The 26,980-nt window shown below is 64.0% G+C and carries 24 protein-coding genes; 11 read left to right on the top strand and 13 right to left on the bottom strand.

Annotated features, from left to right (window positions below):
• Positions 1 to 244: 244 nt before the first annotated feature.
• The 4 genes from AC1DB0_RS21570 to AC1DB0_RS21555 form a co-directional block, all read right to left on the bottom strand.
• Positions 245 to 1,072 (bottom strand): IclR family transcriptional regulator, encoded by an 828-nt coding sequence (locus AC1DB0_RS21570; RefSeq protein WP_175171530.1) that lies wholly within the window; start codon positions 1,070 to 1,072, stop codon positions 245 to 247.
• A 129-nt stretch (positions 1,073 to 1,201) separates the two neighbouring features.
• A complete protein-coding gene (locus tag AC1DB0_RS21565; protein ID WP_054427082.1) occupies positions 1,202 to 1,966 on the bottom strand; it encodes a phytanoyl-CoA dioxygenase family protein in 765 nt (254 codons plus the stop codon).
• Positions 1,967 to 2,094: 128 nt separating this feature from the next.
• Positions 2,095 to 3,222 carry an AI-2E family transporter gene (locus tag AC1DB0_RS21560; protein ID WP_175171531.1) on the bottom strand — a complete coding sequence of 376 codons (1,128 nt, stop codon included), beginning with the start codon at positions 3,220 to 3,222 and terminating at the stop codon, positions 2,095 to 2,097.
• Positions 3,223 to 3,380: 158 nt separating this feature from the next.
• Positions 3,381 to 4,454, bottom strand: coding sequence for a LysR family transcriptional regulator (locus AC1DB0_RS21555; RefSeq protein WP_054427080.1), 1,074 nt, complete (start codon positions 4,452 to 4,454; stop codon positions 3,381 to 3,383).
• Positions 4,455 to 4,836: 382 nt separating this feature from the next.
• On the opposite strand from AC1DB0_RS21555, the gene AC1DB0_RS21550 reads away from it, so the two are divergent.
• The 3 genes from AC1DB0_RS21550 to AC1DB0_RS21540 all read left to right on the top strand — a co-directional run bounded on the left by AC1DB0_RS21550 (position 4,837) and on the right by AC1DB0_RS21540 (position 10,826).
• Entirely contained in the window at positions 4,837 to 6,033 is a 1,197-nt protein-coding gene (locus AC1DB0_RS21550) for an efflux RND transporter periplasmic adaptor subunit (RefSeq protein WP_082387242.1), read from the top strand.
• Positions 6,034 to 6,059: 26 nt separating this feature from the next.
• On the top strand, positions 6,060 to 9,275 hold the full coding sequence (locus AC1DB0_RS21545) for an efflux RND transporter permease subunit (protein ID WP_175171532.1): 3,216 nt from the start codon (positions 6,060 to 6,062) through the stop codon (positions 9,273 to 9,275).
• 72 nt (positions 9,276 to 9,347) lie between these two features.
• A complete protein-coding gene (locus AC1DB0_RS21540; protein WP_447578839.1) occupies positions 9,348 to 10,826 on the top strand; it encodes an efflux transporter outer membrane subunit in 1,479 nt (492 codons plus the stop codon).
• A 706-nt stretch (positions 10,827 to 11,532) separates the two neighbouring features.
• On the opposite strand, the gene AC1DB0_RS21535 is transcribed toward AC1DB0_RS21540, so the two are convergent.
• Positions 11,533 to 12,078 carry a hypothetical protein gene (locus AC1DB0_RS21535; protein ID WP_454669872.1) on the bottom strand — a complete coding sequence of 182 codons (546 nt, stop codon included), beginning with the start codon at positions 12,076 to 12,078 and terminating at the stop codon, positions 11,533 to 11,535.
• Positions 12,078 to 13,013, bottom strand: coding sequence for a LysR substrate-binding domain-containing protein (locus AC1DB0_RS21530; RefSeq protein WP_054427075.1), 936 nt, complete (start codon positions 13,011 to 13,013; stop codon positions 12,078 to 12,080). The genes AC1DB0_RS21535 and AC1DB0_RS21530 overlap by 1 nt, the downstream gene beginning before the upstream one ends.
• Positions 13,014 to 13,197: 184 nt before the next feature.
• Between AC1DB0_RS21530 and gtdA the strand changes: the two genes are divergently transcribed.
• The 8 genes from gtdA (at position 13,198) to AC1DB0_RS21490 (ending at position 21,091) form a co-directional block, all read left to right on the top strand.
• Positions 13,198 to 14,322, top strand: a complete 1,125-nt coding sequence (gene gtdA, locus AC1DB0_RS21525; RefSeq protein ID WP_476757581.1) for a gentisate 1,2-dioxygenase — start codon at positions 13,198 to 13,200, stop codon at positions 14,320 to 14,322.
• Positions 14,323 to 14,430: 108 nt separating this feature from the next.
• On the top strand, positions 14,431 to 15,129 hold the full coding sequence (locus AC1DB0_RS21520) for a fumarylacetoacetate hydrolase family protein (RefSeq protein WP_476757580.1): 699 nt from the start codon (positions 14,431 to 14,433) through the stop codon (positions 15,127 to 15,129).
• Positions 15,130 to 15,147: 18 nt separating this feature from the next.
• The gene (gene maiA / locus AC1DB0_RS21515) at positions 15,148 to 15,786 is read left to right on the top strand and encodes a maleylacetoacetate isomerase (protein ID WP_454669874.1); all 639 of its coding nucleotides are present in this window, start codon (positions 15,148 to 15,150) and stop codon (positions 15,784 to 15,786) included.
• On the top strand, positions 15,783 to 16,178 hold the full coding sequence (locus AC1DB0_RS21510) for a chorismate mutase (RefSeq protein ID WP_476757579.1): 396 nt from the start codon (positions 15,783 to 15,785) through the stop codon (positions 16,176 to 16,178). Before maiA ends, AC1DB0_RS21510 begins: the two co-directional genes overlap by 4 nt.
• A 37-nt stretch (positions 16,179 to 16,215) precedes the next feature.
• Positions 16,216 to 17,181: a Bug family tripartite tricarboxylate transporter substrate binding protein gene (locus tag AC1DB0_RS21505; protein ID WP_420865349.1), complete on the top strand. Its 966-nt coding sequence runs from the start codon at positions 16,216 to 16,218 to the stop codon at positions 17,179 to 17,181.
• A 26-nt stretch (positions 17,182 to 17,207) separates the two neighbouring features.
• Positions 17,208 to 18,560: an FAD-dependent oxidoreductase gene (locus AC1DB0_RS21500; RefSeq protein WP_476757578.1), complete on the top strand. Its 1,353-nt coding sequence runs from the start codon at positions 17,208 to 17,210 to the stop codon at positions 18,558 to 18,560.
• Between the two features lie 19 nt (positions 18,561 to 18,579).
• Positions 18,580 to 19,803 carry a 3-hydroxybenzoate 6-monooxygenase gene (locus AC1DB0_RS21495; RefSeq protein WP_054427069.1) on the top strand — a complete coding sequence of 408 codons (1,224 nt, stop codon included), beginning with the start codon at positions 18,580 to 18,582 and terminating at the stop codon, positions 19,801 to 19,803.
• A gap of 112 nt (positions 19,804 to 19,915) precedes the next feature.
• On the top strand, positions 19,916 to 21,091 hold the full coding sequence (locus AC1DB0_RS21490; protein WP_054427068.1) for an ABC transporter substrate-binding protein: 1,176 nt from the start codon (positions 19,916 to 19,918) through the stop codon (positions 21,089 to 21,091).
• A 36-nt stretch (positions 21,092 to 21,127) separates the two neighbouring features.
• Here AC1DB0_RS21490 and AC1DB0_RS21485 read toward each other — a convergent pair whose 3' ends face one another.
• The 7 genes from AC1DB0_RS21485 to AC1DB0_RS21455 all read right to left on the bottom strand — a co-directional run bounded on the left by AC1DB0_RS21485 (position 21,128) and on the right by AC1DB0_RS21455 (position 26,963).
• Positions 21,128 to 21,490, bottom strand: a complete 363-nt coding sequence (locus tag AC1DB0_RS21485) for a glyoxalase superfamily protein (RefSeq protein WP_441372749.1) — start codon at positions 21,488 to 21,490, stop codon at positions 21,128 to 21,130.
• Between the two features lie 549 nt (positions 21,491 to 22,039).
• On the bottom strand, positions 22,040 to 23,056 hold the full coding sequence (locus AC1DB0_RS21480) for a Bug family tripartite tricarboxylate transporter substrate binding protein (protein WP_175171540.1): 1,017 nt from the start codon (positions 23,054 to 23,056) through the stop codon (positions 22,040 to 22,042).
• 87 nt (positions 23,057 to 23,143) lie between these two features.
• Positions 23,144 to 23,452 carry an addiction module antidote protein gene (locus AC1DB0_RS21475; RefSeq protein WP_054427066.1) on the bottom strand — a complete coding sequence of 103 codons (309 nt, stop codon included), beginning with the start codon at positions 23,450 to 23,452 and terminating at the stop codon, positions 23,144 to 23,146.
• Positions 23,436 to 23,798, bottom strand: coding sequence for a type II toxin-antitoxin system RelE/ParE family toxin (locus AC1DB0_RS21470; RefSeq protein ID WP_254600739.1), 363 nt, complete (start codon positions 23,796 to 23,798; stop codon positions 23,436 to 23,438). Before AC1DB0_RS21470 ends, AC1DB0_RS21475 begins: the two co-directional genes overlap by 17 nt.
• 71 nt (positions 23,799 to 23,869) lie before the next feature.
• A complete protein-coding gene (locus AC1DB0_RS21465; protein WP_046803291.1) occupies positions 23,870 to 24,610 on the bottom strand; it encodes an amino acid ABC transporter ATP-binding protein in 741 nt (246 codons plus the stop codon).
• A 60-nt stretch (positions 24,611 to 24,670) separates the two neighbouring features.
• Entirely contained in the window at positions 24,671 to 25,771 is a 1,101-nt protein-coding gene (locus tag AC1DB0_RS21460; protein WP_054427065.1) for an amino acid ABC transporter permease, read from the bottom strand.
• 1 nt (position 25,772) lies between these two features.
• On the bottom strand, positions 25,773 to 26,963 hold the full coding sequence (locus tag AC1DB0_RS21455) for an amino acid ABC transporter permease (RefSeq protein WP_054427094.1): 1,191 nt from the start codon (positions 26,961 to 26,963) through the stop codon (positions 25,773 to 25,775).
• Positions 26,964 to 26,980 lie beyond the last annotated feature (17 nt).

Here is a 26,980-nt window from a genome sequence, read left to right as displayed (position 1 = left end):
GGCCCTGACTGCGCGCAACCTCGATGCGCCCGAGGGAATCTGAAGGAACCCGCCGAAGGCGGGTGACGAAGATGACGAAGGGTACGTCCGGAGCGAAGGCTCCGGACCGCAATCGTGGGCGCGCGCAGTCAGGGCCACCGCGCCGACGGGCGACCTACGAAGATCAACGACCGCCCTCAAAAACCCGACGCCCGCCTCCGGAAAGACCCTCAACCGCCCCCGAAGCCGACCGCCCCAAAAACCCCTACCTCGAATAAGCCGAGAACTTAGACTTAGAAATCGACGTAGCTGCCACCTGCACATGCGGCGCCAGTTCTGCTTCCACCTTAGCCACCGTCCACCGCGTCGTCGGCACAGAAATATTGATCGCCGCCACCGCAAAACCGCGATGATCCGTGACCGGCGCCGCCACCGAAATATCCCCCAGCACCGTTTCGTTCACGATGATCGCGTAGCCCTTTTCCGCCACGCGCTGCACGCGGTCCAGCAGCTTCTCCGGGTTCACTTCCGTGTACGGCGTAATTGCTTCCAGGCGCGTCTGCGCCAGGATCTCGCGGCGGTGTTCGTCTGACAGGCGGGACAGAATTGCCGTACCCGATGCCGTGAAGAACGCCGGCAGGCGGCTGCCTACCGCGATGTCCACGTTCACCAGATGGTGGCCCGGAAAGCGCGCCACGAACACGATCTCGTGGCCGTCCAGTTCTTGCAGATTGGTCGTCTCACCCAACGTCCGGCTGATGTCCAGCAGATACGGCGACGCCTTGTCGATCAGCTCATTCGCGCGCACATAGTTGTACGAGAATTGCAGCACCTTCGGCGTCAGGCCGTAGTTGCGCGTGTCGGGAATGCGGCGCAGATAGCCCAGCGTTTCCAGCGTGTAGACCAGGCGTTGCGTGGCGCTGCGGTCCAGGCCTGAGGCGCGTGCAATATCGGCCAGCGTCATGTGGCGTTTCGAACCGTCGAACGCGTGCAGCACCTGAAAGGCTTTTTCAGTGGAACCGACAAACAGCGACGACCGGGTCCCGGTCGTCGCCTGCGGTTTTTCCGTGTCGTCGATAGTTGTTTTGCGCACAGAGACCAGCCTATTGAGTTCTAGGGATGCCACGCAAGAATCAACGCGAGGCGGGATTTGCCGGCCCGGCCTCGCGTATTGCGCTTAATTTAATTGTAATTCAATTATTAATATCGAATAACAATGACTTTATGCCAATGGCACCCCGGGTTGCGATGCCGAACGCGTATCGGGAATCGGGTGGCAGGACTGCGGGTGATACGTGTGCACGACCGACAATTTCACGCGGTCGCTGCGGTTGCCTTGCGCGGCGTGCAGCGTGCGGCAATGGAAGAACACCACGTCGCCCGCCTCAAGGTCAGGGCAGACCGCGCGGGCAATCCACTCGGCGTTTTGCGGCGCGTCGTCGCGAAAGAATTTCTTGTCGTCGAATTGGTCGGGCGTGAAGGCTGCCGCGTGCGAGCCCGGAATGAACGACAGGCCGCCGTTGTTGCGGGTTTCCGGCCCCAAGGCCAGCCAACAGGACACCAGGTCGGTGTCTGAAAACGACCAGTAGCGGATGTCCTGGTGCCAGCCCGTCAGGCTGCCATAGGCGGGGTGCTTGGTCATCACGCAGTTGTGGTGAACGGTGGACAGCACCGCAGGTTCGCCGAAGTAGCGGGCCAGCCATTGGGCAATGCGCGGGTCGGTTGCCCATTGCGCAAACAGCGGGTCGCGGGCGTAGGCGCTTAGCAGGCGGCGCACCGTCAGGCCGCCTTCGGCAGTGCGGGACTCGGGTGCGCCGGGGTAGCGCAGGTCAGCTTCGTATTCAATGGGCGCCACGTGCTCTTGCAAGTGGCGCTCGGCCAGCGCGCGCAGCGCGGCGACTTGTTCTGCGGGCACGAACTGGCGCGCCACCACAAACCCCTGCTCGCGCAGGACCGCTATCTGATCATCAGGCAGTAACCCGGACATCTCAATCCTCACACCCCGCGGCGGTTGCGAAGCGTCTGCGTGCGGGGCAGGCGCGTACCGGTCAGGCGCCGGTATACGCGGGGATGGCTAGATTACCAAAAGCATCGTCTGCGCCGGGCGTGGCCGCGTCAGGCGGAGGGTGTTTTTTCTATGGGCGCAGGCACGGGAACCGGCACGGGCGGATGCAAGCGCGCCGCATCGCGCTCCGTCACTTCGTGGTGCACCCATTCGCGCCACACCGCCACCAGCAACGCCATCAGCACCGGGCCGACGAATAGGCCGACGATCCCCATGGTTTTCACGCCGCCCACCAGGCCGAAGAAGGTCGGCAGGAACGGCAGTTTGACAGGGCCGCCCACCAAGCGCGGGCGCAGGGTCTTGTCGACAATGAAGAGTTCAACGCTGCCCCATACCATCAGCGCGATACCGGCAACCACATGGCCGGAACCCACCAGGTACAGCGACACCAGCGTGAACGACAGCGGCGCGCCGCCGGGGATCAGCGCCATGAAACCCGTGACCACGCCCAGCAGCACGGGCGACGGCACGCCCGCCACCCAGTACGCGACACCCAGCACAAAGCCTTCGCCCAGCGCGATCAGGCCCATGCCGGTTACGGTGGAATTGATGGTGGCCGGCACCACGCGCGAAAAGCGCTGCCAGCGCGCCGGCAGAATGCGTTCGCCCAGCACGTCCAGCTGCGCCACCATGCGGATGCCGTCCTTATAGACAAAGAACAGCGTGATCAGCATGAACAGCACGGTCAGCAGCAGCTGGAACACATTGCCCGTGGCCGCCAGCACCATGCGGTAGATGTTGCCCAGATGTTCACCGCTGACGGCTTCGACCAGCGCGCCCAAGGCATGGGGCTGGCCAATATAGGATTCCCAGTACTGCCCCAGCCGTTCGCCCACGGCGGGCATGGACGTGATCCAGTTCGGCACCGCCACGCCGTGGCGGTTGGCCGCGATGGCCCAGGCGAAGAAGGTGCTGGCTTCCTTGATGGCGTAAGACAGCGCCAGCGTGAGCGGCACGATCAGTACGACGATGACCATCAGCAGCGCCAACGACGCCGCAATCGCGGTGCGGCCGCCGCAGCGCACGACCAGGCGCTGGTACAAGGGCCAGCTGGCCAGACCAATAATGAGCGCCGCCAGGGCGGGAACGAGGAAGCCGCTAAGGAAGTAAACCCCTGCCAACAAGACAAGCAGCAGCAGCCAACGGGCGATCAGGTAAGCGGGTAGAACAGGCTGCATAGAGCGGATCGACAGTAAGGGCGTTGTAGGCTTTGACTGTCGGACTATACAGACGTTTCATAAAATACGAGGGACGCAAGCCCTGTATTTACTACGGGGTTTCCCGTGTTTTGACGGCGTGGCGGACGCGCAGGCCCGCCACGCGCCACGCGCGATTCTTACAGCGCGTACTCCGCCGCCTCTTCACGCGGGCTGCGGCGGCGCTGGGGCGCGGTCTGGATCAGGGCGGGTTCGGGTTGCGGTTGCGCCATCGTCATCGCGCTGGGCATGCCCAGCTGGCGCTGGTACACGCCGCAGCTTGCCGCCGACGGATCGGTTTCGTCGCGGCCGCTCAGCAGCGGGCAACCGGCGAACAATTCCGCCACCCAGTCCGTAAACGCACGCACCTTGGGCGACAACTGCCGGCTTTGCGGGTACAGCACCGAAATCGGCGTTGAACTGGGTTTCCACTGCGGCAGAATTTCGATCAGCTCGCCCGATTGCAGATGCGGCAATGCCATATAGCGCGCCACCTGGATCAGGCCAAAGCCCTTCAACCCGCAATCCAGATACGCGCCGGCCTCGTTCACGGCGACCGTGCCCTTCATGTCCACTTCCTGGTGCTTGCCATCCACCTTGAAGTCCCAGGCGCAGTTGCGGCCTGTGCGGCTCATGAAGTAATGCACGGCGTGGTGGTCGCGCAACGACTCGATGGTTTGCGGCATGCCGTAGCGCGCCACATACGTGGGCGACGCGCAGGTCACGGTTTGCAGGGTGCCAATTCGGCGCGCGACCAGGCTGGAATCTTCCAGCTCACCCCCGCGGATGACGCAGTCGACGGCCTCTTGCACCATATCCACAGGGCGGTCGCCCAAGCCCAGCACCAGCTCGACGTCGGGGTATTTGTCGTGGAAATCACACAATGAAGGAATCAGGATCAGGCGCCCGATGCAGGTCGGCACGTCGATGCGCAGCCGGCCCTTCAAGCGCAGGGCCGCTTCCTGGAAGCAGGCCTCGGTTTCCTCGACGTCGGCAAGAATGCGCACGCAGTGCTGGTAATAGCCCGCGCCGTCGGGCGTCAGGCCGATACGGCGCGTGGTGCGATTGAGCAGGCGCACGCCCAGCAGGCGTTCGAGGTTCTGAATGATGGTGGTGACGGTGGTGCGCGGAAGCGAGAGGCTGTCGGCCGCCCGGGTGAAGCTATTGGCGTCCACGACGCGCACAAACACCTGCATAGCCTGAAAACGGTCCATGGCGGCGGTGTCCTTTAGGCAAAAAAGTCGGGGTGAACGGAGCATAACCCGATTTCGGCGCTGATTAGTCATTTCCGCCGAACAGTGTTGCCGGAATAGACAGGTTTATCCGGCCCCACAAAACACTCAGAATGCAAACCATCTTGAAGTGCCCTTGCCTCCCGGCGACCCCACAGGGCATGTCAACCCTCAGCTTCCGTCCCCGCAGAGCCGCTTCGCCAAAGCGCTCTGACCAGGACTCGCAACTCCGCTTGATGTTGCACCGCAGCATAAGCATATGCAAACGGACGCTAAGGACTGCCATGCCACGGACCGCCGCAGCCGCCTCCGCCCCAGGCCCAAACAAGCGCGCTTTCGCTCCTATACCCCTCAAGGAAACATCATGGTTTCGCGTAATCGTATTGCTATGTTCGTCGTCTTTGCCGCCGTGCTCGCGGCCGGAGGCGGCTACGCCCTCACCCGCGGCCCGGCCGGCGGCAATGTCGCCATGGCCCAGGGCGCCCCGGCCGCCACGCCCGTCGAAGTGGCCGAAGTCGTCACCAAGACCATCGTGGATTGGCAGCGCTATTCCGGCCGCCTGGAAGCGATTGACCGCGTCGACATCCGCCCGCTGGTCTCTGGCACGCTGACGCAAGTGCACTTCCAGGACGGCACCATCGTCAAGAAGGGCGACGTGCTCTTCACCATCGACCCGCGCCCCTACGCGGCCGAAGTCGACCGCGCCGCGGCCGCCCTGACGGCGGCCAAGGCCCGCGCGTCGTACACCGCCACGGACCTGGCCCGCGGCCAGCGCCTGCTGACGGACAACGCCATCGCCCGCCGCGACTTCGAAGAAAAGCAGAACGCCGCGCGCGAAGCCGCCGCCAACCTGCAAGGCGCGCAAGCCGCGCTGGACTACGCGAAGCTGAACCTGGGCTACACCCGCATCGAAGCGCCCGTGGCCGGCCGCGTCTCGCGCGCTGAAGTCACCGTGGGCAACGTCGTCGCAGCCGGCGCCGGTTCGGTGCCGCTGACGACGCTGGTGTCGGTGTCGAAGATGTACGCATCGTTCGACGTAGACGAACAAACCTTCCTGCGCTACGTGAACCCCGCCCGCAATGGCAAGGCTGGCTCGGTGCCCGTTGAGCTGGGTCTGGCGAACGAAGACGGCTACTCTCGCACGGGCTTCGTGCAATCGGTGGACAACCGCCTGGATGCAACGTCCGGCACGATCCGCGTGCGCGCCGAGTTCGACAACGCCGACGGCTCGCTCTTGCCCGGCCTGTACGCCCGCGTCCGCCTGGGCGGCAGCGACCCGCGTTCTGCCGTGCTGATCGATGAAAAAGCCATCGGCACCGACCAGGACAAGCGCTACGTGCTGGTGCTGGACGACAAAAACCACGCCGTCTATCGCCAAGTGAAGCTGGGCGCCAACCAGGAAGGCCTGCGCGTCGTGGATTCCGGACTGGCCGCCGGTGAACGCATCGTCGTCAACGGCCTGCAGCGCATCCGCCCCGGCGACGCCGTCGCCCCGACCGTCGTCCCCATGGTCGCCGCCAAGAGCGCCCCGGTCCAGACCGCCGCGGCCCAACTGAAGTAAGGCCCGCGCGTCTACAGAGAACGTCCATGAATATCTCAAAGTTCTTCATCGACCGGCCGATTTTTGCCGGCGTGCTGTCCATCTTGGTGCTGCTGGCGGGCCTTCTGGCCATGTTCCAGCTGCCCATTTCCGAATACCCGGAAGTCGTGCCGCCATCGGTGGTGGTGCGCGCGCAGTACCCGGGCGCCAACCCCAAGGTCATCGCCGAGACCGTCGCGTCGCCGCTGGAAGAATCCATCAACGGCGTCGAAGACATGCTGTACATGCAGTCGCAGGCCAACAGCGACGGCAACCTGACGCTGACGGTCAACTTCAAGCTGGGCGTGGACCCGGACAAGGCGCAGCAGCTGGTGCAGAACCGCGTGTCGCAAGCGCTGCCGCGCCTGCCGCCGGACGTGCAGCGCCTGGGCGTGACCACGGCAAAAAGCTCGCCCACGCTGACGCTGGTCGTGCACTTGATCTCGCCGAACGACCGCTACGACATCACCTACCTGCGCAACTACGCCATCCTGAACGTCAAGGATCGTCTGGCCCGCATCACCGGCGTGGGCGAAGTAACGGTGTGGGGGTCGGGCAACTACTCGATGCGCGTGTGGCTTGACCCGCAAAAGGTGGCGCAGCGCGGCATGACCGCGTCTGAAGTGGTCGCCGCCATCCGCGAACAGAACGTGCAAGTGGCCGCCGGCGTGATCGGCGCGTCGCCCACGCAAGGCGATGTGCCGTTGCAGCTGAACGTGAACGCTCGCGGCCGTCTGCAAAGCGAAGAGGAATTCCGCGACATCATCCTGAAGACCTCGCCCGACGGCGCCGTGACGCACTTGTCCGACGTTGCCCGCGTGGAATTGGATGCACAGGAATACGGCCTGCGTTCGCTGCTGGACAACAAGCAGGCAGTCGGCATGGGCATCATGCAATCGCCGGGCGCAAACGCGTTGGACGTGTCGTCCAAGGTGCGCGCCGCCATGACCGAGCTGGCGCAAGACTTCCCGCCGGGCGTGGAATACCGCATCGAATACGACCCCACGCAATTCGTGCGTTCCAGTATCGAAGCCGTGGTGCACACGCTGCTGGAAGCCATCGCGCTGGTCGTGCTGGTGGTGATTCTGTTCCTGCAAACGTGGCGCGCGTCGATCATCCCGCTCTTGGCCGTGCCGGTCTCCATCGTGGGCACGTTCGCGCTGCTGCTGGTGTTTGGCTATTCGATCAACGCCTTGTCGCTGTTCGGGATGGTGCTTGCCATCGGGATTGTGGTGGACGACGCCATCGTGGTGGTGGAAAACGTCGAACGCAATATCGCGGCGGGCTTGAGTCCACGCGACGCCACCTACCGCGCCATGCGCGAAGTCAGCGGCCCCATCATCGCCATCGCGTTGACGCTCTGCGCCGTGTTCGTGCCGCTGGCGTTCATGACGGGCCTGACCGGCCAGTTCTACAAGCAGTTCGCCATGACCATCGCCATCTCGACGGTGATCTCGGCCTTTAACTCGCTGACCCTGTCGCCCGCGCTGTCGGCCCTGCTGCTGAAAAGCCATCACGACAAGCAAGACTGGCTGACCCGTGGCATGAACCGCGTCTTCGGCCGCTTCTTCAACTGGTTCAACAACATGTTTGGCCGCGCGTCCGAGTCCTACGGCACGGGCGTGTCCGGCGTGATCCGCCGCAAGGCCGGCGCGATGGGCGTGTACGCGGTGCTGGTGGCCGCCACCATCGGTGTGTCGTACCTGGTGCCCGGCGGCTTTGTGCCGGCGCAAGACAAGCAGTACCTGATCGGCTTCACGCAGTTGCCCAACGGCGCGTCGCTGGACCGCACGGAAGCCGTGATCCGCCGCATGAGCGACATCGCCCTGAAGGAACCCGGCGTGCAATCCGCCATCGCCTTCCCCGGCCTGTCGATCAACGGCTTTACCAACAGCTCCAGCGCCGGCATCGTGTTCGTGACGCTCAAGCCCTTTGAAGAACGCAAGGGCGCTGAACTGTCGGGCAACGCCATTGCCGCATCGCTGAACCAGAAGTTTGCGGCCATCCCGGAGTCGTTCATTGCCGTGTTCCCGCCCCCGCCTGTGATGGGTTTGGGCACGCTCGGCGGCTTCAAGCTGCAACTGGAAGACCGCGCCGCGCTGGGCTACGCCGAACTGGACAAGGCCAAGCAGGCCTTCCTGGAAAAGGCGCGCCAAACGCCTGAGCTCGGCCCCGCGTTCTCCAGCTACGAAATCAACGTGCCGCAACTGGATGTGGACCTGGACCGCGTGAAGGCCAAGCAGCTGGGTGTGCCGGTGACGGAAGTGTTCGACACCATGCAGATCTATCTGGGCTCGATGTACGTGAACGACTTCAACCGCTTTGGCCGCGTGTTCCAGGTGCGCGCCCAAGCCGATGCGCCGTTCCGCGCCCACGCCGACGACATCCTGCAACTGAAGACCCGCAACGCCGCGGGCGACATGGTGCCGTTGTCGTCGCTGGTGACGGTGAAGCAAACGTTCGGCCCCGAAATGGTGGTGCGCTACAACGGCTACACCGCCGCCGACATCAACGGCGGCCCGGCGCCCGGCTACTCGTCTGACCAGGCGCAAGCCGCGGCCGAACGCGTCGCCGCCGAGACGCTGCCGCGTGGCGTGAAGTTCGAATGGACTGACCTGACGTATCAGCAAATTCTGGCGGGCAATGCCGGCTTGTGGGTATTCCCGATCAGCGTGCTGCTGGTGTTCTTGGTGCTGGCCGCGTTGTACGAAAGCCTGACCCTGCCGTTGGCCGTGATCCTGATCGTGCCGATGAGCATCCTGGCCGCCCTGACGGGCGTCTACCTGACGGGCAACGACAACAACATCTTCACGCAGATCGGCTTGATGGTGCTGGTGGGCTTGTCGGCGAAGAACGCGATTCTGATCGTGGAATTCGCAAGAGAGCTGGAGATGAGCGGCCGCACGCCGTTGGAAGCCGCCATCGAAGCCAGCCGCCTGCGTCTGCGCCCGATCTTGATGACGTCCATCGCGTTCATCATGGGTGTGGTGCCGCTGGTGCTGTCGTCTGGCGCCGGTTCGGAAATGCGCCACGCGATGGGGGTTGCCGTGTTCTTCGGGATGCTGGGCGTGACCTTGTTCGGCCTGTTCCTGACGCCGGTGTTCTACGTGCTGCTGCGTTCGCTGGGCGGCAAGCCGCTGCACTCGGCGGCCCCGCATGAAGCGCCGGAGTGCGCCCCGCACATCGACACGAACGCGCCGCCCGCCACGCAGACTCACGCATAAAGCCGGCAGACAAAAAGAGAAGCCAGCGCGTCCCGCCCCACCCGGCGGGGCGCGCGCCAAAGAGAATTCATCATGATCCAAAGACTGACCCGCGGTTCCGCCCTGCTTGCCATCCTGCTCGTGCTGGCCGGCTGCGCGGTGGGCCCCACCTACGAAAAGCCGTCTGCCGCCGCGCCCGCGGCATTCAAGGAAGCCGCGCTGCCCGCCGCTGAAGCCGGCACCTGGAAGCCCGCCGAGCCGTCGGAAGACGCGCTGCGCGGCGCCTGGTGGAAGGTGTTCGGCGACGAGGGCCTGAACCAGCTGGAAGACGAAGCGCAACAGGCCAACCAGAACCTGCAAGCCGCCGCCGCCCGCCTGGCGCAATCCCGCGCGCTGCAACGCGAAGCCCGCGCCGGCTTCTTCCCCACGCTGGACGCCGCCTTCGGCCCCAACCGTCAACGCCCGTCGGCCGTATCGCAAGGGCTGCCCGACGGCACCTCCACCTCGCCGGTCACGACGTGGCGCGCGCAAGGCGCGGTGTCGTATGAAGCCGACCTGTTCGGCCGCGTGGCCTCCACCGCAGACGCCGCCACCGCTGACGCCCAGCAAAGCGAAGCGCTGTACCGTTCGGTGCTGCTGGCCTTGCAGGCAGACGTGGCCACCACGTACTTCCTGGTCCGCGAACAAGACGCCGAATCGCAGCTCTACCGCCAAACAGTCAAGCTGCGCACCGACACCTTGCAACTGATCCAGCGCCGCTACGACGCCGGCGACATCAGCGAACTGGACCTGGCGCGCGCCAAGGCCGAACTCGCATCCGCGCAATCGGAAGCACTAGGCATCGATCGCCGCCGCGCCGCGTCTGAACACGCGCTGGCCGTGCTGCTGGGCCGCGCCCCGTCCGACTTCACGATGCCGCCGCAGCCCATCCAGAAGGTCGCCTTGTCGATCCCCGCCGGCTTGCCGTCGACCTTGCTGGAACGCCGCCCCGACATCGCCGCCGCCGAACGCGCCATGGCCGCCGCCAACGCCCGCGTCGGCGCCGCCAAGTCCGCGTTCTTCCCACGCCTGGACATCACCGGCGCCTTCGGCTACGAGTCGTCTGACCTGGGCAACTTGTTCCAGTGGTCCAGCCGCACGTTCCTGCTCGGCCCGCTCGTCGGCGCCGCGCTGTCGATGCCCATCTTCGACGGCGGCCGCCGCCAAGCCGGCCTGGACCGCGCCCGCGCCGTCTACGAAGAAGACGTCGCCGTCTACCGCCAAACCGTCCTGAACGCGTTCCGCGAAGTCGAAGACAACCTGGCCAACCTGCGCATCCTGTCCGACCAGACCAAGGCCCAAGACGCCGCCGTCGACGCCTCGGCCCGCGCCGCCAAGCTGTCCCACACGCAGTATCGCGAAGGTTCGATCAGCTACCTAGACGTCATCGAAGCCGACCGCAGCGTCCTCTTGCAACAACGCGTAGCCGTGCAATTGAGCGGCGAGCAAGCAAGATCAGCCGTAGAACTGATCCGCGCCATCGGCGGCGGCTGGGAAAACCCGGTCCCGCCCGAAACGGTAGCCGCCAAGTAGGACCAGTGCGTTGATAGCGTGTATTGGAGTAGTGTGCTGAGTGTGCTGGAGTCAGACTGCATTTTTGAAATTGCAGTCTGACTCCAGCTGCAGACTCCAGCAGCACGAAATTGCAGTCTGACACCAGAATTACGAAACGGTGGCCACCAAAGAAATGCAGTCTGACTCCAGCAAAGAAATGCAGTCTGACTCCAGAAATAAATTGCAGTCTGACTCCAAAATAAAATTCGCAGTCTGACTCCTCCCTCCAAGCAGCGCACCCACACGCGAAGCGCACACCCTCACGCCGCACCCCCACGCGTAAGCTCCACAAGGCCGCCTGCTCGGCCGGCATGGAGCGGGCCCCGCAAGATCTTCCATCACCCAACCCCCGTGGTGAGCACCCTAAGAAACCCGTTCGCCCCCGCTGCTATGAGATTGCAACTGACCGAGTCCGTTGCGTCGGCGGCCTGCGGGGCGCGGGGCGTCGATAAGCCCGAGGGAATCGGAAGGCAGTCGCCGAAGGCGACAACGACGATGACGATGGGAGGGGCCGCCTAGGCAAGTCCGGAGCGAAGGCTCCGGACCGCAATCGTTGCCCCGCGCCCCGCAGGCCGCCGACGCAACGGGCGTCACTAGCACACCCACCCCCACACGCAACCGCAACCGCAACCGCAACCTCATCCTCAGCCGCAACCACAGCCACACCCACAGCCAAACCCGCCCCCTACCTCCCCCCCTCCAACCACCTCCGCGCCACCCGATACCCCACAAACACATAAAACCCCGAACTATTCGCCACCAACCACGCCCCCAACCCGCCCAGCAACGCCACCACCGGCCCCACCGCCCTCACATCGCCCTGCGTCCACGCGATCACCCCCAACGCGCCCACCGTCACCAACCCAATCGCCAGCCGCTTCACCACAACCAACCCCGCTGACCGTCCCGCCATCAGCATCACGACGCCAATCGACAACGCCAGCGCCGTTCCGGCGCACACCGCCACCAGCGCAAACGCCGCCCATGCCGACCCGGCAACCCGCAGCAGCAGGCTCAGCACTTCAATCCCCACCCCCAGCCCGCCCGTCATCACCAACACCGACAACGCCAGCGGCGACCACATCCCCGGCGGCGTATCGCGCGCATCCATTTCCGCCACGAACCGATGCATGGCCGCGGACTCTGCCGGGTGCCTGCCTTCCGCCAGCGCAGCCTCCACCCTGCGGCACTGCGCAATCAACGCATTCAGGCCGGAGCGGGAAGATGGCATCACAACCTCGTCACACCCGGCGCATGTTCCGCCACGGTATTGCGCAACGCCGCCATGGCCTCTTGCACCGCCATCGGCCGGAACGCGTCCTCACGCCAATACATCGCCACGGACCCGAAGCCTGACAGCCGCACCGGAATGATCTGCATCGCCCGCATCTGCGAAAACCGCAACGCCGCGCGATGCGACGCCACGCCGATCATGTCGCTGTTGTTGATCAGCGTAAGGTTGATCGTCACCGAATTCGACTCCACGTGATCCACGGGCGGCGACTGCCCCGCCGCTGCCAGCGCCGCGTCCACCGCGTTACGGATCGGCGTGCCCTTGGGCCACAGAATCCATCGGTACGACAACAGATCCTGCCAACTGGGTTGCTCAATGGAAAACAGCGGATGACGTGGACGCGCCACCAGATGAATCGGTTCCAGGTACAGCGCTTCAAAGCGGATGGCGGGGTCGTGATGCTCGGGCGCCGAACGGCCCACCACGATGTCCAGATCGCCCTGCGCCAACTGCGCCAGCAAGCGGTCCGTTGTACCTTCCACCAGCTTCACGCGCGCTTGCGGCATGCGTTCCAGCAGCTTCATCACCGCCAACGGCACCGTGTCGGACGCCGACGCGCCAGACGCGCCAATCACCACACGCCCGCCGCCGCCTTCGCGCAGCGCAGCCATGTCGGCGCTGGCGCGATCCAGCTGCGCCTCCATGCGCTGCGCATGCGCAATCAACACATCGCCATGCGGCGTAGGCCGCAGCCCGCGCGCGTGGCGTTCGAAGAGCGGCAGCCCGATGTCGTCTTCCAGGTCTTTCAGCCACTTCGACAAGCCGGGCTGCGTCGTATTGAGCATTGCGGCGGAATGGCTGATGTTGCGGGTCTGCGCCAGACTCAACAGCATCTTCAGATTGCGCAGCCGCAGGCGGTGGGTCCAGTCCATGCAGGCCCTCGTCTTGGGGGGATTTGTCTCGTATGTATATCGTTATTCGTATGGATAATAAGATAATTTCATTTCAAAACACATAGCTGCTCTGCGCATAATCGTCTCCATATCGAGACCAGCCGCGAACCACGCGGCGGCCACCCGTAGAAGCCGGCATCAGCCGGACATACTGGAGACAACCATGCCCGACAGCCACAGCGGCCGCGCGGATAGCGCAGCCATTCCTGCCGCCGCCCCCGCCGCCCATCAAGCGTCCGACCGCCCATCGGATCGCAGCGCCGATCGCGCCGCCTACTACGCCCGCATCGCCAAGAAAAACATGGCTCCCCTGTGGGAGTCCCTGCACAACCTGGTTCCCCGCCAGCCCGCCCCGCGCTGCGTGCCCGCGCTCTGGAAGTACGACGACGTGCGCGACGACGTCATGGCGTCCGGCTCGCTCATCACCGCCGAAGAAGCCGTGCGCCGCGTGCTGATCCTGGAAAACCCCGGCCTGCCCGGACAAGCCAGCATCACGCAAAGCCTGTATGCCGGACTGCAACTGATCCTGCCCGGCGAAATCGCGCCCAGCCACCGCCACACACAATCGGCGTTGCGCTTCATCGTGGAAGGCCGCGGCGCGTATACCGCCGTCAACGGCGAACGCACCACCATGCATCCGGGCGACTTCATCATCACGCCGTCCTGGACGTGGCACGACCACGGCAACGCCGAAACCACCGAAGGCGGCGAGCCCGTCGTCTGGCTGGATGGGCTGGACATCCCGCTGTTGCGCTTCCTGGATGCCGGCTTCGCCGAAAACTATCCGCAGGCGACCCAACCCGTCACCCGCCACGAAGGCGACAGCATGGCGCGCTACGGCAACAACATGGCGCCGGTGCGGCACCAGACCAGCAGCGGCACGTCGCCCATCTTCAACTACCCCTACGAACGCAGCCGCGAAGCGCTGGACGCGCTGTACCGCCACGGCGAACTCGACCCCTGGGACGGCGTGAAGCTGCGCTACCTGAACCCGGCCACGGGCGGGTACCCCATGCCCACGATGGCGACCTTCATGCAGCTGCTGCCAGCGGGCTTTCAAGGCAAGACGTACCGCAGCACCGACTCCACGGTTTACAGCGTGGTGGAAGGCCGCGGCACCGCCCGTATCGGCGACCAGGAATTCCACTTCGCCCCGCGCGACGTCTTCGTGGCGCCGTCGTGGCTGCCCGTGCAATTGGCCGCGCTGGATGACGTCACCCTGTTCAGCTATTCCGACCGCCCCGTGCAAGACGCACTGGGCGTGTGGCGCGAAGAACGCGTCGGCTGATCCACGCCGCCCCGTTCGCTTAGCGCTGCGCTTTCCTCCGCGCTTTCCTCATTGCTTTCCTCCGCGCTTTCCTCATTGCTTCCCGCAGTTTCCCTCCAAGGGTGATCCATGTCTTTTGTGTTTGCTCCCCCCGCCCCTGTCGCCGTGCCTGTTGCCGGCAGCCAGGACGTCTTCCCGGTGCGCCGCGTGTACTGCGTGGGCCGCAACTACGCCGCGCATGCGCGCGAGATGGGCTTCGACCCTGACCGCGAACCGCCGTTCTTTTTCTGCAAGCCCGCCGACGCCGTCGTGCCGGTTGCCGATGGCCACACGCTGGAACTGCCCTACCCGCCCGAAACCGCCAACCTGCATTACGAAATTGAACTGGTCGCGGCCATCGGCAAAGGCGGCGCCAACATCGCAGTGGGCGACGCGCTGCAACACGTGTGGGGCTACGCCGTCGGCCTGGACATGACGCGGCGCGACTTGCAGATGAAGATGCGCGAAGCGGGCCGCCCGTGGGAACTGGGCAAAGCCTTCGACCAAAGCGCGCCCATCGGCCCGCTGCATCCTGCCGAAGCCGTGCGCAACACCAACCAGGCCGCCATCTGGCTGCAAGTCAACGGCGCCGACAAACAGCGCAGCGACATCGGCAAGCTGATCTGGTCCGTCGCCGAAACCATCGCCTACCTGTCCAAATACTTCCGTCTGGAAGCGGGCGACCTGATCTACACCGGCACGCCCGAAGGCGTCGGCCCCGTGGTGCGCGGCGACAAGATGACAGGCGGCGTCGACGGCCTGGGCACCCTCAATGTGCAGATGGTTTGACCCTTACAGGAAGCCCCCATGCAACTTCATAGCTTCTTCAACAGCTCGACGTCGTATCGCGTGCGCATCGCGCTGGCGCTCAAGGGTTTGTCTTACGACTATCTGCCCGTGAATCTGCGCAAGCAGGAGCAGCGCGCGGCCGATTATGTGGCGAAGAATCCGTCGGCGGGCGTACCGCTGCTGATTGATGACGGCGTGCAGCTGTCGCAGTCGCTTGCCATCATCGACTACCTGGACGCAACGCACCCCGAACCGCGCCTGATTCCCGCTGACACGTTGGCGCGCGCACGCGTGCTGGAACTGTCGGACGCCATCTCCTGCGACATCCACCCCGTCAACAACATGCGCATCCTGCGCTATCTGCAAGACGTGCTGGGCGCAAGCGATGAACAAAAGACGGCCTGGTATCACCACTGGATCAAGGAAGGGCTGACGGCGGTTGAAGCCCTGCTGGCTCGGCACGGACACGGCGCGTACTGCTTTGGCGATGCGCCCACGCTGGCTGATTGCTGCCTGGTGCCGCAAGTGGCCAACGCGCAGCGCATGGGCTGCGATGTGTCCGCCTACCCGCGCATCCTGCGCATTTTTGAACACTGCAATGCGCAGCCCGCGTTCCAGCAGGCCGCGCCCGCGCAACAACCCGACTACACCTCATGACGACGCCGACTCCCCCGCAAGAGCCCGACACCCACGGCGCGCCGCTGCGCGCATACACCGACCCCGCCTATCGCCCCTTGTGCCCCAACCTGGCTGACGTACGCGCCAACATCGACCGGCTCGACGACGAGATCGTGCGCCTGATCGCTGAACGCGCCATGTATGTGAAGGACGCCGCGCGCTTCAAGCGCGATGCATTCCAGGTAAGCGCACCCGCGCGCCAGGCGCAGGTGTTCGACAAGGCCCGCGCGCTGGCCACGCGCCACAACGCCGGCTTTGCGAACCTGGAACAGGTGGTGGACGCCACCTACCGCGCAATGGTCGCCGCCTTCATCGCCAACGAGCAAACCTATTTCGACACCATGAAAGATGTGGGAGACACGCATGCTTAAGTTCTTGCCGCCGACGCACTTTCGCATCGCGCCCGCCATGGCTGCCGCCATGCTGCTGGGGCTGGCTGCGCTGACGCCCTGGACGGCAGCGCAGGCCGCCGACACCTGGCCCGCGCAACCGCTCAAAGCCATCGTGCCTTTTGGCCCCGGCTCCAGCCCCGATCAGGTCGCGCGTATCGTTGGCGAGAAGGCCGGCGCCATCCTGGGCCAGACCATCGTCATCGAAAACAAGCCGGGCGCAAGCGGCAACATCGGCACCTTCGCCATCGCCAACGCCAAGCCCGACGGCTACACGTTTGGCGTGTCCATCACCGGCCCGCTGGTGAACAACACGCTGCTGTTCGACAAGCTGCCCTATGCGCCCGCCACCGATCTGTCGCCACTGACGCTGGCCGTGCACCAGCCCAACGTGCTGGTTGTGCCCGCTTCGGCCGGTATCGACAACGTGGGCCAACTGCTGGAAGCGCTGAAGAAGAATCCGGACAAGTACAACTTCCCGTCACCAGGCGCCGGCACCGTGTCGCATCTGGCGGTGGAGCTGCTGCTGCAACAGATCGGCGCGCGCGCAACGCATGTGCCGTATCCGTCGTCACCCGCCGCGCTAACGTCACTGCTGTCGGGCGACACCCAATTCGCCGCGCTGCCGCCCATTGCCGTCATGCCGATGGTGAAGGATGGCCGCCTGAAGGCGCTGGCCGTCACGTCGTCCAAGCGTTCGGCGCTGCTGCCCCAGATTCCGACCTTGGCTGAAGTGGGCGTGCCGGGCATTGAAGGCTCGGCGTGGATCGGTTTCGTGGTGTCGTCGAAGGTGCCGGCCGATATTCAAAAGAAGCTGTCCGATGCGCTGATCCAGGCGATCCGCGACCCGGAAGTGGCCAAGCGTCTGCAAGCGCAGTTCATGGACCCGGTGGCCAGCACGCCTGCCGAATTCCGCACCTATATGGATGACGAGCTCACGCGCTGGGAACCCCTGATCAAGAAGCTGGGCATCAAGGGCCAGTGACACGCATCACACGCAAGGAGAATCTGATGGTCATTACCGAACCCGCCCGCCAAGTCCCGCTGTACGGGGAATATGACGTTGTGGTGCTGGGCGGCGGCCCCGCCGGCATCCTGGCCGCCACCAGCGCCGCCCGCAACGGCGCGCGCGTGCTGCTCGTGGAGCGCTACGGCTTTCTGGGCGGCATGGGCACCGCCGCGGGCGTGTCCAACTTCTGCGGGCTGCACGCCAACATCCACGGCAGCATCCAGCAAGTGGTGCACGGCATGACCAACGATCTGCTGGACCGCATGCGCGCCATGGACGGGCTGAACGAGCCGCACCTGATACTGGGCAAGATCCACGCACAGGCCTACGACATCTCGGCATTCAAATGCGCCGCCGACGGCCTGGTGCAAGCCAGCGGCGCACACGTTCTGTTCCACGCCCTGGCGACCGGCCTCGCGCGCGACGCTGAAGGCCGCGTCGACGCCTTGTTCCTGGAAACGAAATCCGGGCGCTGCGCCGTGCGCGCAAAGGTCTTCATCGACTGCTCGGGCGACGCCGACATCGCGCAATGGGGCGGCCTGCCGTTTGAAAAAGGCGACGAACACGGCCACATGCTCTACCCCACGCTGATGTTCAAAGTCGGCAACGTGGACGGCGCGCGCGCGCAGGAAGCCTGGAAGACCATCCCGCTATTGATGGACGAAGCCGCCGCCAGCGGCGAGTTCACGTTTCCGCGCCGGGGCGCCATCGTGCGTCCGCAAAAGCACGACTACGAATGGCGCGTCAACGTTACGCAGCTGGCCAATGCCGACGGCAGCGCGGCGGACGGCACCGATGCCGGCTCGCTGTCCGCAGGCGAACTCGAAGGCCGCCGCCAAATCGTGCAGTACTTGAGCTTCTTGCGCGCCAAGGTGCCGGGCTTTGAAAACGCCTATGTGCTGGACATCGCGCCGCAACTGGGCATACGCGAAACGCGCCGCATCGTGGGCGAAGCGGTGCTGACCAAGGAAGACGTATTGGGCTGCGCCAACTTCGACGACAGCATCGGCGTGAACGGCTGGCCGCTGGAAATGCACACGGCGGGCGACGTGCAATGGATGTGGCCGCCCATTCCCGAATCGCGCGGCTACAACCAGCTGCCCTTTCGCATGATGGTGCCCAAGCGCGGGCCGGGTGTCGCCAGCAACGTGCTGGTGGCGGGCCGCTGCGCGTCCATGACGCACGAAGGCCAATCGGCCGCGCGCGTCAGCGGCAGCTGCTTTGTCATGGGCGAGGCGGCCGGCACGGCGGCGGCGATGGCGCTGCGCGCAGGTCTCACACCGGCCGACATTTCCATTGCCGCCTTGCAGGCGCAGCTGACAGCACAGGGCGCCTTCCTTGGCGGGCAAGGCTGATGGCATGCAGGAAGCAAACATGAACACATCAACAATGGCAACGACGGCAACGCAGGCGGCGCGATCCGTCATCGTGGTGGGCGGCGGCATCGGCGGGCTGGCCGCCGCGCTGGCGCTGACCAGGCAAGGAATCGCCGTGCAACTGCTGGAGCAAGCCGCGCACATCGGCGAAATCGGCGCCGGCATTCAATTGGGGCCCAACGCATTTGCGGCGTTGGACGCGCTGGGCGTGGGCCAGACGGCGCGCACGCGTGCCGTCTTCACCGACCACATCATCATGATGGACGCGGTGGACGCCAAAGAAGTCGTGCGCATCGACACGGGCGACGCGTTCCGCACGCGCTTTGGCGGGCCGTATGCCGTGATTCACCGCGCCGACATCCACCTGTCCATTCTGGAAGCCGTGCAGCAGAACCCGCTGATCCGCTTTCGCACGTCGACCCAGATCGCCAGCATGTCGCAGGACGCGCACGGCGTGGAAGTGGTGGACACCGACGGCAACCGCTATCGCGCGGACGCCGTGGTGGGCGCGGACGGCGTCAAATCCGTGATCCGCGAACGCACCGTGGGCGACCCCGCGCGCGTGACCGGCCACGTGGTCTACCGCGCCGTCGTCGAACGCGACAACATGCCCGACGAACTGCGCATCAATGCCCCCGTGCTGTGGGCCGGCCCGCACTGCCACCTGGTGCATTACCCCTTGCGCGGCGGCCAGCAATACAACCTGGTCGTCACCTTCCACAGCCGCGAACAAGAAGAATGGGGCGTGCGCGAAGGCAGCAAGGAAGAAGTGCTGTCGTACTTCGAAGGCATACACCCGCGCCCGCATCAAATGCTGGACCGCCCGACCTCATGGAAACGCTGGGCCACCGCCGACCGCGAACCCGTCGACCACTGGGGCGAAGGCCGCGTCACCCTGCTGGGCGACGCCGCGCATCCGATGACGCAATACATGGCCCAAGGCGCCTGCATGGCGCTGGAAGACGCCGTCACGCTGGGCGAAGCCGTCCGCCAATGCGAACACGATCTAGAAGCCGCGTTCCGCTTGTATGAATCGGTGCGCATTCCGCGCAGCGCGCGCGTGGTGTGGTCAACACGCGAAATGGGCAGGCTCTATCACGCACGAGGCGTTGAACGCACCGTGCGCAACATGCTGTGGACCGGCCGCAGCCAGTCCCAGTTTTACGACGCATTGCAGTGGCTGTACGGCTGGAAGGTAGAGCACTGCCTCGCGGCACCATAACAGCGCAGAAGACAAGCGCCCGGAACAAGCGCACGGAACAGGCGCAACGAACCGCACGCTAAACAAGCGCACTAAACAGGCGCACTAAACAAGCGCAAATGAGGAGACAACCATGACAAGCATCACCTTACGCGGCACCGCCGCCATCGCGCTCGCGCTCGTGGCATCCGTGGCCGGCGCGCAGGCGAAACCGCTGGACATCGGCTTCATCGGCACGCTCTCCACGCCCGCCGGCTACATCGGCGAAGACGAGCGCGATGCGTTCATGCTGGCCGTCAAGGAAGGCGGCGGAAAGCTGGGTGGCGTACCCGTCAACGTGCGCGTTGAAGACGACGCGCTCAAGCCCGCCAACGCCAAGCAGACCGCCGACAAGATGGTGCAGGATGGCGTGCGGCTGTTCACAGGCGTCAACTTTTCGAACGTCATGGCGGCCGTTGGCCCCACGGTGCTGAACGCAGGCGGCTTCTACGTCAGCCTGAACGCCGGCCCCTCCAACTACGCCGGCAAAGCCTGCAACCCGAACTACTTCGCCGTCGCCTTCCAGAACGACTCCTACGCCGACACCGCCGGCATCGCCGCCAACGAACTGGGCGTCAAACGCGTCGTCGTCATGGCGCCCAACTACCAGGCCGGCCGTGACGCCGTCGCCGGTTTCAAGCGCGCCTATAAAGGCGACATTGCCGAAGAGATCTACACCAAGCTCGACCAATCCGACTTCTCGGTAGAACTCGCCCGCATCCGCTCGCTGAACCCCGACGCCATCTTCCAGTTCCATCCGGGCGGCGCAGGCATTAACCTGACCAAGCAATTCGCCAATTCCGGCCTGTCGGACAAGATCAAAATGATCACCCCGATCTATTCCATGGACGACCGCATGCTCGCCGCAACCGGTACGGCAAGCAAAGGCTTCTACCTGAGTTCACTGTGGAGCGCCGACCTGGACAACGCGCAAAACAAACACTTCGTCGACGCCTTCACGCAAGCCTACAAGCGCCCGCCCACCGCCTACGCTGCCCAGGCCTACGACACCGCCAACCTGATTGCCTCGGCCCTGAAAGCCGTCAACGGCGACATCACCGGCCGCCCCGACGACTTCCGCGCTGCGCTACGCAAAGCCGACTTCGCCAGCGTCCGCGGCAAATTCAAATTCGGCCCCAACAACCATCCCATTCAGGACTGGTACCTGCTGCACATCGAAGCCGGCCCAGACGGCAAGCTCGTGTACAAAAACCTGAAAGTGCTGGCCCGCGACCACACCGACGTGCACGCCGCCGACTGCAAGATGTAGCGCGCAAAGATGTAGTGCGCAAAGAAAGGCGAGGATCTAGTCCTGACTTTCGCAAAAGCTCAGGCGGTTGCCAAACGGATCGGTAACCGCCATCACCCGCCCCCATGGCAAGTCTTCGACGCCCGGCCGCATATACCCGTATTGTTTGGCCGAGACTTCCGCGTGATACGCGTCCACGCCTTGCATCCGCACAAACACAGCGGACCCGGGCGTGGCATCGCCGTGATGTTCGGACAGATGCAAAATCAAATCGCCACGATGCACCTGCGCGTACAACGGGAAGCCCGCTTCAAAGCGATGTTCCCAATCCCATTCAAAGCCAAGAAAGTCCAGATAGAACTCGCGCGCTTTGTCGACGGAGAAGATACGAAGGATGGGAATGGCGGGGGAAAATTGCATGATGAAGTCACGGGACAAGGGTTGATGGGTTACGCGCGGCGCGCATCGGCGCTCAAGGCCACACCCGCAAGCGCTTCCCCCATCCTACAAGACGAGCGACGCGACACCACGTAGACGAACCGCGAAGCGAGACATCGCACAAACCCCACGACGCAACCCACGTACAAATCCCGCGAAGCGAGACACCGCACAAGCCTCGCGAAGCGACACTACGCCGACGCAAGACACCGCGTAAGCCCCACAAGGCCGCCCGCGCGGCCGGCATGGGGCGGGCCCCGCAAGATCTTCCTCACCCACCTCGCCGATGAGCAGAACCCTAAGCAAGAAACTCTCCCCAGCGACCGTGAGATTGCAACTGCTGGAGCCCGTGGCGCCGGTGGCCTGCGGTGCGCGGGGCGTCGATAAGCCCAACGGAATCCGAAGGCAGGCGCCGCAGGCGCCAACGAGGATGAGGCAGGGGCAGTCCGGAGCGAAGGCTCCGGACCGCAATCGTTGCCCCGCGCACCGCAGGCCACCGGCGCCACGGGCGTCAACAAACCCCCAAAAACATCAATTCAAACTAGCCCCAGAAATCTTAACAATCTCCTGATACTTCGCCTTCTCACCCTTCACAAATTCAGCAAACGCCTCTGCCGTCATCGGCCCCGTCTCCGACCCCATGGTCAGCAGGCGTTGCTTCACATCCGGCTGTTGCATCGCATCCGCATACGCCTTGTTCAACTTCGCCACCACCGGCGCCGGCGTGCCGCCCGTCGTGAACACGCCAAACCACGTACCCAGATCAAAGCCCTTCACACCCGACTCTTCAACCGTCGGCACATCCGCCAACAACGACGAACGCTTCGCCGTCGTCACCGCCAGCGCCTTCACCTTGCCGTCCTTGATCAACGGCGCCGACGCCGCCAGATTGTCGAACATGAAATCCGACTGACCCGACAGCAACGCCAACTGCGCGGGCGCCGCGCCCTGATAAGGAATGTGCTCGACATTGATGCCAGCACGCGCCTTCAGCAACTCACCCGACAGATGGCCCGCGCTGCCGTTGCCGCCCGAACCGTAGTTCAGCTTGCCCGGATTCTTCTTCGCGTACTCGATCAGATCCGCCAGGGTCTTGATGTTGTTCTTCTCAGCGAACTCAACGTTCATCACCAGCACATTCGGCACCGACGCCACAATCGTCACCGGCGCAAAATCCTTCACCGGGTCGTACGGCAGATTCGCGAACAGCCAGGGGTTGATGGCGTGCGTCGCCACAGCGCCCATCACCAGCGTGTAGCCATCAGCCGGCGCCTTGGCCACCAGGTCAGCGCCAATATTGCCGCCCGCGCCCGACCGGTTTTCCACGATCACGGGCTGCCCCAGCGAACCACGCACCTTCTCGGCCAGCATGCGGGCCATGGTGTCCAGCGGGCCGCCAGGCGGGTAAGGCACAACGAAGCGGATCGGCTTCGTCGGAAAATCAGTGGCCTGAGCCAGCGCAGGCGCGCCGAAAGGCAGGGTCACGGCAAGCGCCACAGCGCCTTGCAACAGCGCGCGGCGAACCGCGCTACGGGGGGTCTTCGTCATGATGTTGTTCTCCTCACTCCAGATCGATGGCGGTCAGTAGCATACCGCAGGGAGAAGGATGGCGTAACAAAGGGATACTGGCAGATCTCATCCCTGGGGAGTCGGCTCCCGTTTGGTTTTGACTAGCGCCGTCAACGAAACGCCAAGCGCGTTCATTACCTTGCGCAACGTGTGATAGCTGGGATTCGCGCCCGGAGCGAGCACCCGATATAGGTTCGTCCTTGCGAGTCCCGTTTCGCGCGAGATTTCGGTAATGCCGCGCGCACGTGCCACATCGCCCAGCGCTTCGAGAAACGCATCGGGATCATCTTCGGCCGCTGCGTCCGCAAGATAATGCGCGATCGTTTCATCATCTTTCAGATAATTCGCAGCGTCGAAGTCACGGTATTTCGTCATGATCGGTACTCCGTTTTATTTGCGACCAGAGACGTTTCGCGTGGGCGATGTCTCTGGTTTGGCTGCCCTTATTACCACCGCAAAGCAGCACGTAGACCACCCTTCCAGCTCGGGCGTAGTACACGCGGTAGCCAGCACCGACGTCCACACGCATTTCGCTGATGCCTTCACCCACGGGTTCAGCATCGCCAAAATTTCCCTTTGTTGCACGGGATAAGCGCCGCAGGATTTGAGCGCGCGCTCGGGCGTCTCGCAATGATTCAAGCCAACGGGAAAATTCCTCGGTTTCTCGAAATCTGAACATACCGGATTGTCGCTCAAAAGGTACATTCAGAAAAGCACCCATGAAAAACACCCCAAAAGCCGGACCGAAATCCAACTTTTGGGGTGTTTGCCGAACAGGCGGTCTTCAGCCGATCAGTGCAAGATCTGGCTCAAGAACAGCTTCGTCCGTTCGTTCTGCGGGTTGTCGAAGAACTCGTCCGGGTTGTTCTGCTCGATGATTTCGCCGCGGTCCATGAAGATCACGCGGTTGGCGACCTTGCGTGCGAAGCCCATTTCGTGGGTCACGCAGATCATCGTCATGCCGCTTTCCTGGGCCAACGACACCATCACGTCCAGCACTTCCTTGACCATTTCCGGATCAAGCGCCGAGGTCGGCTCATCGAACAGCATGATCTTCGGATTCATGCACAGCGAACGCGCAATCGCCACGCGCTGCTGCTGGCCGCCTGACAACTGGCCGGGGAATTTCTTCGCCTGTTCCGGAATGCGTACGCGCTCCAGGTACTTCATGGCCGTCGCTTCGGCTTCCGCGCGCGGCTTCTTCAGCACCCACATGGGGCCCAGCGTCAGGTTTTCCAGCACGGTCAGGTGCGGGAACAGATTGAAGTGCTGAAACACCATGCCCACGTCCTTGCGGATCGTCTCGATGTGCTTCAAGTCATTGGTGAGCTCCGTGCCGTCCACAATGATGTGGCCTTTCTGGTGCTCTTCAAGACGGTTGATGCAGCGGATCATCGTGGACTTGCCCGAGCCCGACGGGCCGCACACCACGATGCGCTCGCCCTGCGCCACGTCCAGATTGATGTTGCGCAACACGTGGAACTGGCCGTACCACTTGTTCACGTCCTGCATACGAATAATGGCATCCGACATGCCTGTACTCCCGTAAATATCGCTGTGCGCGCCCACCCGAAGGCGGACGCGCGCCAGTGGCTAGCGTTTGTGATCAGTCGCAAGACGTTTTTCAAGCGCCTGACTGTACTTGGACATGGAAAAGCAGAACACGAAGTAGATCAGCGAAATGAACAGGTACGCCTCTACGCCGAACCCGCGCCATGCCGCGTCGGACAAGGCCGCCTTGGCTGCCAGTGTCAGGTCGAAAATACCGATGATCACCACCAGCGACGTGTCCTTGAACAGCGCAATGAAGATGCTGACCAGCGGCGGGATCACGATCTTCAGCGCTTGCGGCAGGATGATCTTGCGCATCTGCTGCCAGTAGTTCAGGCCCAGCGAATCGGCGCCTTCGTACTGGCCCTTCGGAATGGCTTGCAAGCCGCCGCGCACCGTTTCCGCGATATAGGCCGCGGCGAACAGGATGATGGCGATCTGCGCGCGCAAGAGCTTGTCGATGGAGAAGCCTTCGGGCAGGAACAAGGGCAGCATGACCGACGACATGAACAGCAGGCTGATCAGCGGCACGCCGCGGATCAGCTCGATGTACACGACGCACAGCGCCTTGATGGCCGGCATCTTCGAACGCCGGCCCAGGGCCAGCAGCACGCCGATCGGGAAGGCAAAGGCAATGCCGAACGTGGACAGGATGAGCGTCAGCGGCAAGCCGCCCCAGCGCGCGTTTTCCACGTAGGTCAGGCCGAACACGCCGCCCCACATGAGCAGCGCCACGGCCGTCAGGCCCACGGTCCAGATGGCGGCCAGCTTCCAGTTCCAGAAGTAACGGATGCCGCTGCAAATGATCACGCCCACCAGGATGATGGTGGCAATCAGCGGACGCCATTGCTCGTCGAATGGATACGTGCCGAACAGGATCAGCCGGTGCTTCTCGATGATGAACGCCCAGCAGGCGCCCCCCGAGGCACGGCATTCCTGCGCGTTGGCCGCGTTGAAGTCCGCTTTGAAGAAAGCCCATTCCAGCAGCGCCGGCACCGCCATCAACAGGAACCACGCAAGCAGTACCGTGATGAGGATGTTCAGCGGCGACGAGAACAGTCGGGTCTTGAACCAGGGCCACACGCCCACGTGCGTGCTGGGCGGCGGCATGGCTTCGGTGGGAGTATGCGTAGTGCTGCTCATCTCAACGCTCCACCAGCGCGATGCGCTTGTTGTACCAGTTCATGAATATCGAGATCGACAGGCTGACCGTCAGGTACGCGCCCATGATGATGAGAATACCCTCGATGGCCTGGCCCGTCTGGTTCAGCGTGGTGTTCACGACCGACACGATGTCGGGGTAGCCGATGGCGACTGCCAGCGAGCTGTTCTTCGTCAGGTTCAGGTACTGGCTGGTCATCGGGGGGATGATCACGCGCAGCGCCTGCGGCAGAATCACCAGGCGCAGCACCTTCGCGCGCGGCAGCCCCAGCGAACCGGCAGCTTCCCATTGGCCGTTGTTCACGGCCTGGATACCCGAGCGCACCACTTCAGCGATGAACGCCGACGTGTAGATCACCAGACCCGCCAGCAATGCGGCGAATTCGGGCGACAAGGTCAAACCGCCCGAGAAGTTGAAGCCCTTCAGTTCCGGCATGTCCAGCGTCAGCGACGCGCCGCTGACCAGCCAGCCGATGAACGGCAGACCGATCAACAGGCCGATGGCCCAACGGCCCAGCGGGAACATGTGGCCGGTGGCTTCGTGGCGCTTCTTGCCGTAGTGGCCCAGGAAGATGATGGCGACGATGGCCAGGCCCAGGCCGGCCAGCATCCAGTCCAGCGAATTGCCTTCCAGCCCCGGCACTTTCAGGCCGCGGTTGGAGATGAAGACACCGGGCAGCGGATTGTGCGCCTGACGCGGACCCGGCATGTTTTCCGTGATCAGCGCGTACCAGAAGAACAATTGCAGCAGCAGCGGCACGTTGCGCATGACCTCGACGTAGAACGAGGTGATCTTCGCAACCAGCCAGTTCTTGGACAGGCGGCCGATACCGATCAGGGTGCCGAGGATGGTGGCCAGCACGATGCCGATGACGGCGACGCGTAGCGTGTTGAGCAGGCCGACCAGGATGGCGCGGCCGTAATCATTGGCGGGGGTGTAGGCGATGGGCGTTTCGCCGATCGCGAACCCGGCTTCACGGCTCAGGAACCCGAAGCCCGTGGCGATGTTGCGCACGGACAGGTTGTGTAGCGTGTTGGAAACCAGGAACCACACGGCCCAGGCAACCGCGGACAGCGCAAGCACCTGGTAAACCACGGAGCGCACCCCGGGGTCATTCCAGTTCAGCCGCCGGCGAGGTGCCGAAATCGGGGCGTTTTTATTGGAAGTCGTCATGATGAATCTACAGAAGT

The sequence above is a fragment of the Achromobacter sp. 10T422 genome (assembly GCF_056394065.1).
Note: the sequence above shows the minus strand (reverse complement) of the source record. Positions and strands in the feature narration are given on the sequence as shown.